Source organism: Burkholderia sp. BCC0044 (assembly GCF_902832955.1).
Taxonomy (GTDB): Bacteria; Pseudomonadota; Gammaproteobacteria; order Burkholderiales; family Burkholderiaceae; genus Burkholderia.
Genome location: NZ_CADFDO010000002.1, coordinates 978,169 through 993,804, shown reverse-complemented (window position 1 = coordinate 993,804; position 15,636 = coordinate 978,169). Strand labels below are relative to the sequence as shown.

14 protein-coding genes are annotated in these 15,636 nt (G+C 67.9%); 7 read left to right on the top strand and 7 right to left on the bottom strand.

The window, feature by feature from the left end; genetic code table 11:
* Positions 1–951: a LysR family transcriptional regulator gene (locus HWX14_RS13010; RefSeq protein WP_175883085.1), complete on the bottom strand. Its 951-nt coding sequence runs from the start codon at positions 949–951 to the stop codon at positions 1–3.
* A 105-nt stretch (positions 952–1,056) separates the two neighbouring features.
* Here HWX14_RS13010 and HWX14_RS13005 point away from each other — a divergent pair, with 105 nt between their 5' ends.
* Positions 1,057–2,412, top strand: coding sequence for an aspartate aminotransferase family protein (locus HWX14_RS13005; protein ID WP_175883084.1), 1,356 nt, complete (start codon positions 1,057–1,059; stop codon positions 2,410–2,412).
* Positions 2,413–2,462: 50 nt separating this feature from the next.
* Positions 2,463–3,980 carry a CoA-acylating methylmalonate-semialdehyde dehydrogenase gene (locus HWX14_RS13000; protein WP_175883083.1) on the top strand — a complete coding sequence of 506 codons (1,518 nt, stop codon included), beginning with the start codon at positions 2,463–2,465 and terminating at the stop codon, positions 3,978–3,980.
* Between the two features lie 128 nt (positions 3,981–4,108).
* Here HWX14_RS13000 and HWX14_RS12995 read toward each other — a convergent pair whose 3' ends face one another.
* Entirely contained in the window at positions 4,109–4,483 is a 375-nt protein-coding gene (locus HWX14_RS12995) for a hypothetical protein (RefSeq protein ID WP_175883082.1), read from the bottom strand.
* A 493-nt stretch (positions 4,484–4,976) separates the two neighbouring features.
* Between HWX14_RS12995 and HWX14_RS12990 the strand changes: the two genes are divergently transcribed.
* Both HWX14_RS12990 and HWX14_RS12985 read left to right on the top strand, forming a co-directional pair.
* Positions 4,977–5,354: a nuclear transport factor 2 family protein gene (locus HWX14_RS12990; protein ID WP_175883081.1), complete on the top strand. Its 378-nt coding sequence runs from the start codon at positions 4,977–4,979 to the stop codon at positions 5,352–5,354.
* Between the two features lie 130 nt (positions 5,355–5,484).
* Positions 5,485–6,333: a dienelactone hydrolase family protein gene (locus HWX14_RS12985; protein WP_244130215.1), complete on the top strand. Its 849-nt coding sequence runs from the start codon at positions 5,485–5,487 to the stop codon at positions 6,331–6,333.
* Between the two features lie 26 nt (positions 6,334–6,359).
* Here HWX14_RS12985 and HWX14_RS12980 read toward each other — a convergent pair whose 3' ends face one another.
* The gene (locus tag HWX14_RS12980) at positions 6,360–7,163 is read right to left on the bottom strand and encodes a helix-turn-helix transcriptional regulator (RefSeq protein ID WP_175883079.1); all 804 of its coding nucleotides are present in this window, start codon (positions 7,161–7,163) and stop codon (positions 6,360–6,362) included.
* A 132-nt stretch (positions 7,164–7,295) separates the two neighbouring features.
* Between HWX14_RS12980 and HWX14_RS12975 the strand changes: the two genes are divergently transcribed.
* The gene (locus HWX14_RS12975; protein ID WP_175883078.1) at positions 7,296–8,702 is read left to right on the top strand and encodes an APC family permease; all 1,407 of its coding nucleotides are present in this window, start codon (positions 7,296–7,298) and stop codon (positions 8,700–8,702) included.
* A 64-nt stretch (positions 8,703–8,766) separates the two neighbouring features.
* Positions 8,767–9,876, top strand: a complete 1,110-nt coding sequence (locus HWX14_RS12970) for a P1 family peptidase (RefSeq protein ID WP_175883077.1) — start codon at positions 8,767–8,769, stop codon at positions 9,874–9,876.
* A gap of 138 nt (positions 9,877–10,014) precedes the next feature.
* Here HWX14_RS12970 and HWX14_RS12965 read toward each other — a convergent pair whose 3' ends face one another.
* Complete coding sequence (locus tag HWX14_RS12965) at positions 10,015–10,227, bottom strand: hypothetical protein (RefSeq protein ID WP_011547764.1); 213 nt, start codon at positions 10,225–10,227, stop codon at positions 10,015–10,017.
* A gap of 137 nt (positions 10,228–10,364) precedes the next feature.
* The gene (locus HWX14_RS12960; RefSeq protein WP_175883076.1) at positions 10,365–12,548 is read right to left on the bottom strand and encodes an FUSC family protein; all 2,184 of its coding nucleotides are present in this window, start codon (positions 12,546–12,548) and stop codon (positions 10,365–10,367) included.
* A 198-nt stretch (positions 12,549–12,746) separates the two neighbouring features.
* Between HWX14_RS12960 and HWX14_RS12955 the strand changes: the two genes are divergently transcribed.
* Positions 12,747–13,694 (top strand): LysR family transcriptional regulator, encoded by a 948-nt coding sequence (locus HWX14_RS12955; RefSeq protein WP_175883075.1) that lies wholly within the window; start codon positions 12,747–12,749, stop codon positions 13,692–13,694.
* Between the two features lie 95 nt (positions 13,695–13,789).
* On the opposite strand, the gene HWX14_RS12950 is transcribed toward HWX14_RS12955, so the two are convergent.
* Positions 13,790–14,092 (bottom strand): DUF4148 domain-containing protein, encoded by a 303-nt coding sequence (locus tag HWX14_RS12950; RefSeq protein WP_175883074.1) that lies wholly within the window; start codon positions 14,090–14,092, stop codon positions 13,790–13,792.
* Positions 14,093–14,336: 244 nt separating this feature from the next.
* Positions 14,337–15,479: a porin gene (locus HWX14_RS12945; RefSeq protein ID WP_175883073.1), complete on the bottom strand. Its 1,143-nt coding sequence runs from the start codon at positions 15,477–15,479 to the stop codon at positions 14,337–14,339.
* Between the last annotated feature and the right edge of the window lie 157 nt (positions 15,480–15,636).

Sequence of the window (15,636 nt, the reverse complement as noted above, 5' to 3'; positions counted from 1 at the left end):
CTACGCGGGCGGCAGCGCCGCCGCATGCGCGGCGTCGAGGCACGACTGGAACAGCAGCGCGGCCCGCGACGGCCGCGGCGAGCGCCGCAGCAGGCTCACGAACCGGCACCGGTAATTGAACCGGTGCGGCGCGATCGGCTGCATCAGCCCCTTGTTTTCGAAACTCTCCGCGTAGTGATCGGGCAGGAAGCCGAGATAGCGGCCGGACAGGATCAGCGTCGCGATCGACTCCTGGTCCGACGCGGTCGCGCTGCGCGTGAGCTTCGCGCGATGGCTCAGCTCCATGTTCGGCGAATGGAAGCCGAGCCCCGCGAACGCGTGGTTGCGGATCGTCGTCCACGTGAGCTTGCCGTGCGGCGCGTCGAAGAGCGGATGCTGGCGGCCGCAGTAGAGCAGCATCCGCTCGTCGAACAGCGCCGAATACACGAGGCTGCCCGAGTTGCGGTGCACGGGGATGATCCCGACGTGGTAGCTGCCGTCGATGACCCCGCGCTCGACCTCGTTGATCGACGCGACGTGCAGGTTCAGCGCGACGTCGGGCGCCTCGTCCGCGAACTGGCGGATCGCGTCGCCCAGGCGCGCATTCGGGTTGGTGGCCGTCTTGTCGAACACCGCGATGTGCAGTTCTCCGCCCATCTTGTCGTGAATGCCGTCGATCCTGCTGCGAAATGCCTCCATCGACGCAAGCAGTCGCAACGTTTCCTCGTACACCGTCTGCCCCTCGGGCGTCAGCGTGAAGCCCGCGCGGCCGCGCCGGCACAGCACGAGGCCGAGCCGCGTTTCCAGATCCTTCACGTGCCGGCTGATCGTCGAGATGCCGATATTCAGTTCCAGTTCGGCGGCCGCCATTCCGCCGCACTGCACGACGCCCTTGAAGACCCGCAGCAGGCGCAGATCCATGTCGCTGAGCTGCCCGAGCAGTGCGCGGCTCTTCGGTTTCTTTGCTTGCATGAATGAGCAAGTGAACATTGATATTGCGATATTCAAAAGACTAATTGGCCTCCCGACAATGCGCAATATCAACCCGAGGAAGAGGGGCGCGCCGCGCCGACCGACATGACCGACATCACCACCGCCCAGCACGACGACACGAACCTCCGCACCGACGCCGCATGGCTCGACGCGCACTGGATGCCGTTCACGGCCAACCGCCAGTTCAAGGCCGATCCGCGCCTGATCGTGTCCGGCAAGGGCGCGTACTACACCGACGGCGAAGGCCGCAAGATCTTCGACGGCCTGTCGGGCCTCTGGTGCACGGGCCTCGGTCACGGCCGCACGGAGATCGTCGAAGCCGTGAGCCGCCAGGTCGCGCAGCTCGACTACGCGCCGGCCTTCCAGTTCGGCCACCCGAAATCGTTCGAGCTCGCCAACAAGATCAAGGAACTGACGCCGGCCGGCCTCGATTACGTGTTCTTCACGGGCTCGGGCTCGGAAGCGGCCGACACGTCGCTGAAGCTGGCCCGCGCATACTGGCGTGCGAAGGGCAAGGGCACGAAAACGCGCCTGATCGGCCGCGAGAAGGGTTACCACGGCGTGAATTTCGGCGGCATCTCGGTGGGCGGGATCGGGCCGAACCGCAAGCTGTTTGGCCAGGGCCTCGACGCCGATTTCCTGCCGCATACGCAACTGGCCGAGAACAAGTTCTCGCGTGGCATGCCCGAACACGGCGCCGAGCTGGCTGACCGCCTGCTCGAGCTGATCGCGCTGCACGACGCGTCGAACATCGCGGCCGTGATCGTCGAGCCGTTCTCCGGTTCGGCGGGCGTCGTCGTGCCGCCGAAGGGCTATCTGAAGCGCCTGCGCGACATCTGTACCGCGCACGACATCCTGCTGATCTTCGACGAGGTCATCACGGGCTTCGGCCGGGCCGGCGCGATGACGGGCGCCGACGCGTTCGGCGTGGTGCCGGACATCATGAATTTCGCGAAGCAGGTGACGAACGGCGTGCAGCCGCTCGGCGGCGTGATCGCGACGAAGGAAATCTACGACACGTTCATGGCCGCGGGCGGCCCGGAGTACATGCTCGAGTTCCCGCACGGCTACACGTATTCGGCGCATCCGGTCGCATGCGCGGCCGGCGTTGCGGCGCTCGACCTGCTGGTGAAGGAAGACGCGGTGGGCCGCGTGCGCGATCTCGCGCCGCATTTCGAAACGGCCGTGCACGGGCTGAAGGGCCAGCGCCATATCGCGGACATCCGCAACTACGGGCTGGCCGCCGGCCTGACGATCGCCGCGCTGCCGGGCGAGCCGGCACGGCGCCCGTACGAGATCGCGATGCGCTGCTGGGCGAAGGGCTTCTACGTGCGCTACGGCGGCGACACGATCCAGCTCGCGCCGCCGTTCATCGCCGAGAAGCGCGAGATCGACAATCTCGTGAACGCGCTGTCCGACGCGCTGAACGAAGTGGACTGAGCCGACGGCCTGCCCGCAGCGACAACCGAATTCACGAAAGAGCCAGAACCATGAAACACGACAGCAATGTGACGTCCACCGTCGGCCACCTGATCGACGGCAAGCGCGTCGACGGCGGCAGCCGCGTCCAGCCGGTGTTCGACCCGGCCACCGGCGAATCGCACAAGAGCGTCGCGCTCGCCGACAAGCTGACCGTCGAGGCCGCGATCGCGTCCGCGCAGGCCGCGTTCCCCGCGTGGCGCAACACGCCGCCGCTGAAGCGCGCCCGCGTGATGAGCCGCTTCAAGACGCTGCTCGAGGAGCATGCGGAAGAACTGTGCGCGCTGATCACCGCCGAGCACGGCAAGGTGCTCGCCGACGCGATGGGCGAACTGCAGCGCGGGATCGAGAACGTCGAATACGCGACCTACGTGCCCGAACTGCTGAAGGGCGAGCACAGCAAGAACGTCGGCCCCGCGATCGATTCGTGGAGCGAATTCCAGGCGCTCGGCGTGGCCGCCGGCATCACGCCGTTCAACTTCCCGGTGATGGTGCCGCTGTGGATGTGGCCGATGGCCGTCGCGTGCGGCAACACGTTCGTGCTGAAGCCGTCCGAGCGTACGCCGTCGTCGACGCTGCGCATGGCCGAGCTCGCGCTCGAAGCCGGCCTGCCGCCGGGCGTGCTGAACGTCGTGAACGGCGACAAGGAAGCGGTCGATACCCTGCTGACCGACCCGCGCGTGAAGGCGGTGAGCTTCGTTGGCTCGACGCCGATCGCCGAATATATCTACTCGACCGGCTGCGCGCACGGCAAGCGCGTGCAGGCGCTCGGCGGCGCGAAGAACTTCGCGGTCGTGATGCCGGATGCCGACATCCCCAACGCGGTGAACGCGCTGATGGGCGCCGCGTATGGCTCGTGCGGCGAGCGCTGCATGGCGATTCCGCTGGTCGTCGCGATCGGCGACGAAACGGGCGACCAGGTGGTCGCGGGGCTGAAGGCCGAGATCGAGAAGATGAAGGTCGGCCCGGGCAACGGCGCGGGCGTCGACATGGGCCCGCTCGTCACGCAGCAGCATTTCGAGAAGGTCACGGGTTTCGTCGACGCGGGCGTGGCGGCGGGCGCGACGCTCGTGGTCGACGGCCGCGGCGTGAAGGTCGCCGGCCACGACGGCGGCTACTACCTCGGCCCGTGCCTGTTCGACGACGTGAAACCCGGCATGCCGATCTATCAGCACGAGATCTTCGGGCCGGTGCTCGGCGTGATCCGCCTGAAGTCGCTCGACGACGCGATGGCGCTGATCGACGCGCACGAGTACGGCAACGGCACGTGCCTGTTCACGCGCGACGGCGAGGCCGCGCGCTACTTCAGCGACAACATCCAGATCGGCATGGTCGGCATCAACGTGCCGCTGCCGGTGCCGGTCGCGTACCACTCGTTCGGCGGCTGGAAGCGTTCGCTGTTCGGCGATCTGCATGCATACGGCCCGGATGCCGTGCGCTTCTACACGAAGCGCAAGACGATCACGCAGCGCTGGCCGTCGGCCGGCGTGCGCGAAGGGACGGTGTTCAGCTTCCCGTCGAACCGCTGAGTCGACGCGCGAGCCGGCTGCATGCAGCCGGTGCGACGTGCGGCACTGCCGAGGCCCGCCCCGATCGACGATCGGCGGCGGGCTTTTTTACGTCCCGGCGAAAGGCGCGGAACGCGGCGAAAGCAGGCTCAGGGCGCGACCACGTGCCACACGTTCTTGAAGTTGTCGCCGTTGCGTTCGCCCTGTTTCATGTCCTTCGAGTAGAAGTACAGCGGCTTGCCCTTGTACGCCCATTGCGGGCTGCCGTCGTCGCGCTTGACGATCGTGTAGGGGCCGACCGGTACGTCGGTCGCGCTGGCCTTGTACGGCGGCCAGAGCGTTTCGCATGGGCCTGAACAGGCGCTGGTGCCGGCGTTGGGCTTGTCCTTGTCGAACGAGTAGACGGTCATCCCGTTCGCGGCGACGAGCGCGCCGTTTTCTTCCTTCGTGATCGAGCCCTGGGCCGAGGCCGACGCGGACGCGATGGCGAGCAGGGCGGAGCTGACGAGCAGCGCGGCTTTCATGGGTACCTCCTTGTCATCCGGTGGGCGGCGCCGTCGCGTGCATGGCCGGGCGTGCACGCAATGGCGGGAATGGTGCCGGAACGCTGCGCCGTGGCCGCCGGTGCGAGCGACGCGGAGTCGGATGGCGGCAAAACGGGCGCGCTTCTTTCACCATAGGCGGTTTTTGGCGGGGCTGCGAGAAGAACCGGGGGCATATGGGGCCAGGCGGATCGGGCGATCCATGGCCGCCGCAGCGGACGAATGCGGGCCGGCAAGCTGGCCGGCACCATGTCCGCGCGCAGGGAAGCGGGCAGCCGCGGCATGGGACGACCGTCGCGACGGTCGCAGCGCGATGCGTGCGGGTTTTCGCGAATGGCCGCGCGCCGAACGTGCGCGCATATCTGCGAACGCGGGATCGGTTGCGCTCGTTCATGCCGCCCGCATTCGTTTCATCGATGCGTCGAGCGTGCGCGTGCCGTTGCGTGTACCCCGACCCCTCGCGGAGATAACGACGATGCCCGACGACCCCGGTGAAGTTGCGCGCGCCAGCTATCGCGCGTATGTCGACAAGAACCGCGACGCGATCGAAGCGCTGATCGCGCCGGATTTCCATTTCACGAGCCCGCTCGACAACCGGCTCGACCGCGACGCGTATCTCGCGCGCTGCTGGCCGAACAGCGCGATGCTTGCCGGTTTCGAGTTCGTCGACGTCGCCGTGCACGGCGAATACGTATTCGTCGTGTACGAAGCCGTCACGACCGCCGGCAGGCGGTTTCGCAACGCGGAACGGTTGCGCGTGCGCGATGGCCGGATCGTCGAGGCCGAGGTGTATTTCGGCTGGTACGTCCCGCATCCGGCGCCCGATGGCGGGTTCATCGAATCGGGCAGGTGAACGCAGTCGCGTCGCGCGAAGCTGACGTTTCGCTGTCGCGAGCCGCCCGAGAAAGCCCGCCCGCCGGGGCGTGTCAACCGAGGCGATCCCGTTGCCGTTGTCGTGCCATCCGACCATGCGGGAGCCGCCGATGCGCAAGTTGCTGACGTCGATGTTGCTGGGTTGTGTCTCCGCGATCGCCGCTGCGCAGACCGTCGTCCATTTCCCGTCGACCGACGGCCCGGCGACGCTGCTCGACGGCTATCTGTTCCCCGCGCCCGGCGCCGGCCGCCATCCGGCGCTCGTATTTCTGCACGGCTGCGGGGGGATGTTCGCCAAGTCCGGCAAGATCTACTCGCGCGACCGGGAGTGGGCCGAACGCTTCAACGCGGCCGGCATCACCGTGCTCGAAGTCGACAGCTTCACGCCGCGTCAGCACGGCGAGATGTGCGCGCCCGCGCATTTCGTCGGCGACATCTATCGGGCGCGGCCGTTCGACGCGTATGGCGCGCTGCGGTATCTGCAGACGCTCGATACCGTGCAGCCCGACCGGATCGGCGTACTCGGCTGGTCGCAGGGCGGCGGCACGGTGCTGAACGCGATCCGCGCATCCAGCCCCGCGCGGCCGGCATCGCTGCCGGAAGGCGATTTCCGCGCGGCCGTCGCGTTCTATCCGGCCAGTTGCAACACGAACGCGCAGGGGCCGGCCTGGCAGAGCCCCGTGCCGCTGCTCGTGCTGATCGGCGAGGGCGACGTGTGGACGCCGTACGCCGCGTGCAAGACGCTGTTCGATTCGGTCGCGCCCGGCACGGACGCGACCTTCCATGCGTATCCGGGCGCGTATCACGATTTCGACTGGCCGAACATGCCGGTGCATACCGTCGCGTCGTTCACGACGCGCGCCGGCGTCGTGCCGATCGAGGGCACGGAGCCGGCCGCACGCGCGGACGCACAGCAGCGCGTGGCCGATTTCGTCGGTGCGAAGCTGCTCGGCAACTAGGCCGTCGCCGGCGGTGTGCGCGCCGCTCAACCGGCTGCGTCGTCTTCCCCCAGCGCCTGAATGAACCGCGAAAACAGTTCCGGCTGCGACGAGATCCCGAGCTTCGCGTACAAATGCCGCCGATGCACCTTCACCGTTTCGGGTGATATCGCCAGCCGCTCGGCGATCGCCTTCGACGAATTGCCGCGCAGCACCATGCGCGCGATCGACATCTCGCGATCGGTCAGCACGCCTGCGCCGAAGCGCGCGAGCGCCTGCTCGACGCGTGCGCCGAGATCGGCGTCGGGCGTGGCGCGTGCGGCATCGCCCACCAGCCGCCAGTGCTGCCGGATCGTCGCGAGCACCCACGGCATCGCGGCCGTCAGCTTGCCGAGCGGCTCGACGTCGAAGCGCGTCGATGCACCGAGCGACAGCGACAGCAGCGTGTCGGCATTCGGCCGCACGAGAATCTGGATCTCGTCGTCGCCGACCGCATCGCGGAAATAACTCAGGAAATATTCACTCTGCCGGAACAGGTCCGGCGCGACTTCCTCGAGCCGGTAGCAGCCGTCGGCGAGCCCGTCGTGCGCGGCCTGCAGGAACGGATCGAGCAGATATAACCCGTTCAGGTAAAGCGGCACCGGCGACGCGGCGTCGGTGCCGCCCGTGTCGTATTCGTCGAGCACGACCGGCACGCCGTCGCCGCCGATCGCGGTCGCGAGCGCGTTGTCGAACGGCGTCATTTCATTGAGCAGCAGCACGAGGAACCGCCAGAAGCGCGGCTGGCCGAGATGATCGATTGCGCGGCCGAGCGCCTGGTGCATCGCGATTTCGGAAAAGAGACGATCCATACCACCACCGGAAGGGCGTAACACGAAGGGGGAATAGCGGTCCTGAAATTGGCTTCCTAGACTGCCACGCAATCAGTCGGGCCCGAGTATGGGTGTTCAAAAACAGGTGGCATAGGAGCACAGGAGAACGAAATGGCGATGATGTCGGAATCCACGGGCACGCTGCAAGCGGCCTCTGCAACGGAAGACGCACCGCGCGCGCTGTCGCAGACGCTCAGCGTGCGCGACGCGGTGATGATCACCGTATCGGGCGTGACGCCGGCCAGCTCGATCTTCGTGATCGCGCCGTTCGCGATCCAGCAGGCCGGCAGCGGCGCGGTGCTGTCGTTCGTGCTAGGCGGCGTGCTCGCGCTGGCGTTCGCGCTCTGCTATGCGGAACTGAGCGCCGCGCACCGCAGCGCCGGCGGCGAATACGTGATGGCCAAGCGTGTGTTCGGCACGCTGCCCGGCTACCTGACCTTCATCACGGTGCTGTCCGTCAGCGTGTTCATTCCGGCCGTGCTCGCGAGCGGCGCCGCGCCGTACCTGAACAACGCGCTCGGCACGCATTTCAGCAACCAGTCGGTCGCGCTGACGATCGTGCTGCTCAGCTATCTGCTCGGCATGCTGAACATCAAGACGAATGCGTGGATCACCGGCGCGTTCCTGGTCGTCGAAATCGGCGTGCTGATGCTGATTGCAGGGCTTGGCTTCGGCTCGCCGCATCGCGGCGCCGAAGTGCTGATCGCACCGGTCGTCGCCAGCGGCAACGCGCTCGTGCCGGCGACCCTCGCGGCCATCGTGCCCGCGATCGGCACCGCGATCTTCTGCTACAACGGCTTCGGCTCGGCCGCGTATCTCGCGGAAGACCTGCGCGGCGGCAACCGCAACGTCGCGAAGGCGGTGATCTATTCGCTGCTCGTGATCCTCGTCGTCGAACTGGTGCCGCTCACCGCGATCGTGCTCGGCGCGCCGTCGCTGACCGAACTGACGAAGAGCGCCGATCCGATCGGCTATGTCGTGCGCTCGCTGAGCAATCCGGTCGTGTCGCGCGTGGTCAGCGGCGGGATCTTCCTGTCGGTGTTCAACGCGATCATCGCGATCGTGATCGCGATGGGCCGCCTGCTGTACAGCAGCGGCCGGCATGCGCTGTGGTCGCGTACCTGCAACCGCGCGTTCTCGACGATCCATCCGCGCCTCGAGTCGCCGTGGCTGGCGACGATCGCGCTCGCGATACCGTCGGCCGGGCTCGTGTTCGTGTCGAGCCTCGACGAGCTGACCGCGTTCACGGTCGACCTGTTGCTGCTGATCTACCTCGTCGTCGGGCTGGCCGCGCTCGCGAGCCGGTTCGTGCGCCGCGACGTCGAGCATCATTACCGGATGCCGCTGTGGCCCGTGACGCCGCTCGTCGCGGTGGCGGGCGCCGCGTACACGCTCTGTACGACGCTGGCGACGGCGACGAAACCGACCGACCTGATCATCATCGCGGGGCTGCTGGTCGCGGCGCTCGTGATGTACGTGGTGTGGGCGCGCCACAGCGCAGCATTCCGCGCGCTTTGAGCGACGGATCGCGACCTTGCATCACCGACACACCGAACCATTGAAAGACGGGAGGAATTGCATCATGCGCACGAGGGATCTCGGCATCCGCATCGGACTCGGCACGCCGGGCCGCTTCAACGCGATCACGGACGTGCGGGGCGTGCGGGTCGGGCATTGCACGCTGAACGTCGAGAACGGCGACGCGTCGATCCGCACCGGCGTCACCGTCATCGAGCCGCGCGCGGGCGCCGCGCACGATTCGCCGTGCTTCGCGGGCGTGCACGTGCTGAACGGCAACGGCGACGCGACCGGGCTCGAATGGATCCGCGAAGCCGGCCTGCTGACGACGCCGATCGCCTATACCAACACGCACAGCGTCGGCGCGGTGCGCGACGCACTCGTCGCGAACGAACGCGAAGCGGCGGCCGGCCGCGTGTACTGGTGCATGCCGGTCGTGATGGAAACCTACGACGGGCTGCTGAACGACATCTGGGGGCAGCACGTGAACGCCGCGCACGTGCAGCGCGCGCTGGCCGCCGCGCAGTCGGGGCCGGTCGCCGAAGGCGGCGTGGGCGGCGGCACGGGCATGATCTGCCACGAGTTCAAGGGCGGCATCGGCACCGCGTCGCGCGTGCTGGCGAGCAATGCGGGCGGCTGGACGGTCGGCGCGCTCGTGCAGGCGAACTACGGCGTGCGCGAGATGCTGCGCGTGGCCGGCTACCCGGTCGGCGAAGTGCTGCGGCACGTGCATTCGCCGTTCCGCGAAGCCGAAGCGAAAGGCGAGGCCGGCATGGGCTCGATCGTCGTCACGCTCGCGACCGACGCACCGTTGCTGCCGCATCAATGCACGCGTCTCGCGCAGCGCGCGAGCGTCGGGCTCGCCCGCGTCGGCGGCGGCACCGAGGATTCGAGCGGCGACATCTTTCTCGCGTTCGCGACCGGCAACGCCGGCCTGCCGGCGGCGAACTACGGCAGCAAGGGCACGCCGACTACCGACGTACAGATGGTCAACAACGACCATATTTCCGCGCTGTTCGTCGCGGCGGCGGAAGCGGTGGAGGAGGCGATCGTGAATGCGCTGGTCGCGGGCGGCGACGTCGAATCGCGCGGGGCGCGGGTCGAAGGGCTCGGGCAGGCGCGCTTGCTGGATGCGTTGCGCGAAGTGGGCTGGCGGCCGGGGCGCGGCGCCTGAAACGGCGAGCGCCGCTTCAATCGAAGCGGCGTGGGGTGGGGCGGCGATGCGGCGATCGGCCGGACCGCCGTCCGCCCGCGCACGTCTTGCATGCGGTGCGGGCGCTGCGGGCCTGGCCGTGACGACGCGGCGTCATGCTCAGCTGCCGAAGTAGATGTTGCAGAAGCTGACGGGACCGACGCAGGCGTTCGGGTCTTCCTGCTTCGATTGCGCACGATCGACGCGGCCGGCGGCCTGGATCGCCTCGGTGCGGTTCGCCTGTTGCGGTGCGGCGTCTGCCGGCGCCGGCTGCGCGTGAGCGACAGCAGCGGTGAGCGACAGGGCAACGAGGGCGAGGTGCAGCGGCTTCATTTTGTTTCTCCTGGGTGAGTGCCAGTCTCGCTGGCAGTGAGGAAACTATAGGCTCGCACTGCTTAAAGATTAATCACCGCGGCTGAAGAGCTTATTTCCATCCGGAACAACGATCCCGTTGCGCGTACACCCATTCTTCAATGGCGGTGCCGGTTGAACGGCGCGTCCTTGTCGAGCAGCGCGCTGCGCATGAAGTGCAGGCAGCCGACGATCCGCTGCATGGTGCGGCGCGCGTCGGGCACCGCGTACCACGCCTGCAGCGTGTGCTGCGCCGCGCGAATCGCGAGATTCACGGATTTCAGCGTGCGCGCATGGCGGGCGGGCGTCGGATCGTCGAAGAAGCGCGGCAGTTCGCGCAGCACCGCGTCGATCGAACCGGTCCAGCGCAGCGTCTGCGGCGGTTTCGCGGCGCTGAACGCGTGCAGTTCGTCGCGCAGGTCGATGACCGCGTGGCCGACCTCGAGCGTCGCCAGCATCCAGCGCAGCGCATCGCGATGCTGCCGCGTGCGGCGCACCAGCAGCGTACGCAGTTGCGCCATCAGGTCGTGCGTGCTCGACTGGAAGCGCTGCGCGAGGCCGTCCGGCGCGCCTTCGCATGCCAGCGTCACCTGGCGGCGCAAGTCGTGCGCGATGCGGCCGGTGAGCCAGGGCATGTGCGTCGGGAACACGACGGCGAACACGAGCGCGCACGCGAGCATCGCGACGACGATCGCCAGCCCGTTGTTGATCAGCACTTCAGGCGTATACGCGATCGCGTTGTCGGGGCCCGCGAGCAGGCAGAAGAACACTGCGAAGCCGATTCCGTAGCCGGACAGGCCCGGCCGCATCGCGAGAAACGCGCCAACGCCGAGCACGGGCGCGAGCGCCGCGCACAGCAGCGGGAAGCCGTCGATGTTCGGATAGACGTAGCACAGGAACAGGTAGCCCACGGCCGTCGCGAACGCCGCGCCGACGCCCATCTGCGCGACGAACTTCGGCGCCCGCGGCGACGTCGAACTGAGCGCGCACGCGATCGCGGTGGCGATCACCGCGAGCGAGCCGCTCGGCCATTCGGACGCGATCCAGAACGCACTCATCGCACCGACGGCGACCACCGTGCGCAGGAACGCGAAGCCGACGAAGAACCCATTGGTTTTCACCGCGTAATGCGTGACCGAGCGCTCGAACGCGTGATCGTCCTGGTCGAGCGACGCGTAGGTGTCGACGTAGCCGAGATATTCGCCGATGAACCGGTACAGCAGTTCGATCGCGGTATCGAAGTCGAGCAGGCCGCCGGCCGCATGATCCTCGATGATCCGCCGCGACGCGCGCGCGGCCTTCGGCAACGCACTGTGAAAGCGGCGCAGTTCAAGCAGCGCGCCGGTGGCCGGCGCAATGCCGCGCGGGCGTTCGTCGCGCAACGCGGCAAAGCGCAGCGCGAGCGCGTCGACGTGCGGCGCCAGCGCGTCGAGCACCGCGTCCGCGTGATTCGCACGCAGCCGTTTGACGAGCTGGTGCAGCGCATGCAGCCGCGTGCATGCGTTCATGAACTCGCTGTTCAGCCGCGCGAGCCGGCGGCTGCGCGCGCGAATGTGCGGATCCTCGAACGACGCGAACGCGCGGTTCGCTTCGAAGCCGACGATGTCGTCGACGAAATCGGCGAAGCGCCGCTCGAAATCGCCGCGCGCGACGTCGCCCGAGAGCGCGCCGGCCGTGAACGCCGCGAACGTCGCGTGGCGCGCGCTCAGCGAGCGCATCAGCGCCTTCGCGGAACTCAACGGCAGGATCAGCGCGCTGACCGCGCCCGAGCACGCGATGCCGAGCGCGACTTCCGCGGCGCGCGTGAGCGCGGACTGGAACAGCGTCTGCGGCGTCATCACGGCCGGCAGGCCGATCAACGCGGCCGTGTAGCCCGCCAGCACGAAGCCGTACCAGCGGAAGTGGCGGTTACGCACCGCGAGTGCGATGCAGCCGCCGATCCACAGCGTGATGCCGGCCATGTACAGCTCGGGCTGCTGCGCGAACAGCCCGCCGAGCGCGAGCGCGCCGACGAGGCCGGCCGCCGTGCCGAGCACGCGGTAGAAACTCTTCGCGAACACCATGCCCGACAGCGGCTGCATCAGCACGAACACGGTCGTCATCGCGGTGCGCGGCTGCGACATTTCCAGCCGCATCGCGATGCCCATCGCCAGCAGCGCCGCGAGCACGGTTTTCGCGAGGTGCAGCCAGATCAACCCGTCGGTCGTGGCCCAGTCGCGCGCCGCGTTGCCGAGCGGATCGAGCCATCGCCTCCATCGGGCCGGTTCGATGGAAGGTCGCTCGATCGCAGGTTGTGGCTTCATGACAAGGGGCCCAAGGCCGACCGGGCGGGGTGCCGCGGCGCGTCCGAACGGGTCCGTTCGACTGGTGAGGCGCCGATTGTAGGAGTCCGGCGCCCGCGCATTAACGCAGTTGCGGGGAAACGATAGTTGCAGCCGGAGTAACAATCTGTCGCATCCCGTGGAGGAAAATGACGGCTCCGCTACAGGTCGCTCACAGGAATGGATACGCTACAAAACATGCGGGTGTTTTCGCGCGTCGTCGAGACGGGCAGCTTCACCGCCGCCGCGCAATCGCTGAATTCGACGACGGGCGCGATGTCGCGCGCGGTGTCGGAGCTCGAGGCGCGCCTGCGCACCCGTCTGATGAATCGCTCGACGCGCCGTCTCGCGCTCACGTCGGCCGGCGAAAGCTATCTGCGGCGCTGCCGCCAGATCCTCGCCGACGTCGACCGCGCGGAAGAAGAGGCGAGCTGCGCGCACGAGCGCCCGGCCGGCGTGCTGCGCATGCACAGCTTCGCGAGCGTCGGTCACCACTACGTATTGCCCGCGCTGACGCGCTATCACGCGCAGTTCCCGGACGTATCGATCGAGTTGTCGCTGTCGCAACGCATGCCCGACCTGTTCGACGGCACGAGCGACATGGCCGTCGTCACCGCGTCGTCGCTGCCCGATTCGGAGCTCGTGTCGCACCTGCTCGGTTCGACGTTCAACATTCTGTGCGCATCGCCCGACTACGTGAAACGGCACGGCGTGCCGGCCCGCCCGCAGGATCTCGCCGCGCACGCGTGCCTGACGCTGTGTACGCCGGCGTTCCCGACACACGAATGGGTGCTCGAAGGGCCCGAAGGCGTCGAGCAGATCCACGTTGCCGGGCCGATGCAGACCAATACCGCCGAATCGCTCGCGCTCGCGATCCGCGACGGCATCGGGATCGGCATGCTGCCGCTGTATTCGGCGATCGACGCACTGCGCGACGGCTCGCTCGTCCGCGTGCTGCCCGCGCATATCCTGCAGAAGATGAACGTGTATGCGCTGTACCCGTCGCGCCGCTTCGTCGATGCGAAGGTGCGGACCTGGGTCGAGATGCTGCGCGCGCAGGTGCCGGCGATGATCGCGCGCGACGTCGAGATGCTGAACGCGATCGACCGCGAACCGCAGGCTGCGTGAACCCCGCGGGCGCATCGGCGCGCAGCGGTTTGCTTCATGCAGACACTGAAACCGCGTCGCTCGCCATGCATGGTGGATGCGAACGACGCGCGCCGTCACAGCGCGGGCTTGGCCGCCGTGCCCGATTCGGTTGCCGGCTCGCCGGTCGGGCCGTACGCGGCCTGCGCTGCTTTCCGTTCGGCGAGACGTTTCGCCTGCAGTCGTTCCTGCGCCGCCAGGATGTCCTCCGGATAGTTGCCGACTTCCCCACGCGCCGGGTTGTAGCCGACCGATTCGAGATCGATCAGCTCCTGCAGCACCTGCGCGCGCGTGACGGGCGACTTCGCCTGCTGGGCGAACGACAGGGCCGGTGCGGCGAGCAGGACGGCAGCAGCGGCGGTAACGACGAGCGATTTCACGAGGTTCTCCTGAATAAGGGGTGGGTGGCCGGAGCGATACGCGACACATGACACGTGACGCGCGGCTTCGACCTTCGACGTCAGTCTACGCAGCGCTTTCACGCGAAAACACCCCGATTCCAGGAGGGCTGCGTTCCAGAGGGAACAACATTGGCGACGTCGCCCGCGGCCACCAAGTCCGTGTGCGAACACGGGCGCCGTGCATACGGGCGCCGTGCACACGGGTGACGTCGCGCGCTGCCGGTCAGAACCGCGTGCGCATGCCGATCGTGCCGACCACTTGGTTCGCCGTGCTCGATGCGCCGCCCGACGTGTTGATGAACGCCTGGTAGCCGCGGCCCGACGCGTGCTGGAACATCGCTTCCGCGTACAGGTCGGTGCGGCGCGACAGCTTGTACACGGCCTGCAGGTTGGCCTGATGCCACTTCGGATCGTTGCCGTGCTTGCTGTCGGGATTCGACACGCTGGCGTCCGTATAGACATAGGCCGCGCCGACGCTGACGGCCGGCGTGACCGCATAGCGCACGTTCACGTCGTAGTTGTCGAACGCGATCTGGCCGCTGGAACCGAACGCGCCCGTGCCGTCGTACTGCGAGCGCGTGTAGACGAAGCCGACCGTCGCCGGGCCGAACACGTAGCTGACGCCGCCGCCGTACGTGCGCATGCGGTCCGAGCCGATCGACCAGCCGCCCTGGTTCAGGCTCTTCGCTTCGGCTGAATCGGTCGCGCCGGGGCTCGCGCTCGTCGAGCCCTTCGTGCCGTTCATCTGCAGGTACGCGCCGGCCAGCTTCAGCGGGCCGTTCGTGTAGCTCGCGGCCACGCTGTACGCGCGGTTCGCGCTGAAATTCGCCGAGTTGGAGAACGCGTACAGCGCGCCGACCTTGAAGCCCGCGATCGTGTCGCTCGTGTACTTGACCGCGTTGTTGATGCGCAGCGAGTGGTTCAGGTTGTCGTTGTCGAACGGATGCGCGAAGCCCGTATCGCCGAAATCGCCGGACGTCGCCGACAACGGCGCGACGAAGTCGACCATCGTGTCGTACTGGCGGCCGAGCGTCAGCGTGCCGTAGCCGGCCTGGCTCAGGCCGACATACGCGTGCCGGCCGAACAGCTTGCCGTCCTGGCCGAGCCCGCCGTTGTTCGCGTTGAAGCCGTTCTCGAGCACGAACAGCGCCTTCAGGCCGCCGCCGAGATCCTCGGTGCCGCGCAGGCCGAAGCGGCTGCCGTTGATCGTGCCGGTCGCCATGCGCCACTGCGACGCGCCGTTCACGTTGTTGGTATAGGCGATGCCGGCGTCGATCAGGCCGTACAGCGTGACCGAGCTTTGCGCGTGGGCGAGCGGCGCGAACAGCGCGGCGGCGCACGCGCCGGCGATCAGGGTTTTTTTCATCGTGAAGCTCCTGCGTGTGGGACGGGAAACCAAAGTTCGGCGCAAGTATAGAAATGCGCGGCGCGCGCAAGGGCCGGGCGGCCGCGAGCGCACTGTTCCGGATCCCGCAAGAGTCGTTCACAAAACCGACACGACACGATGCGCCCGCGCCGGCCGG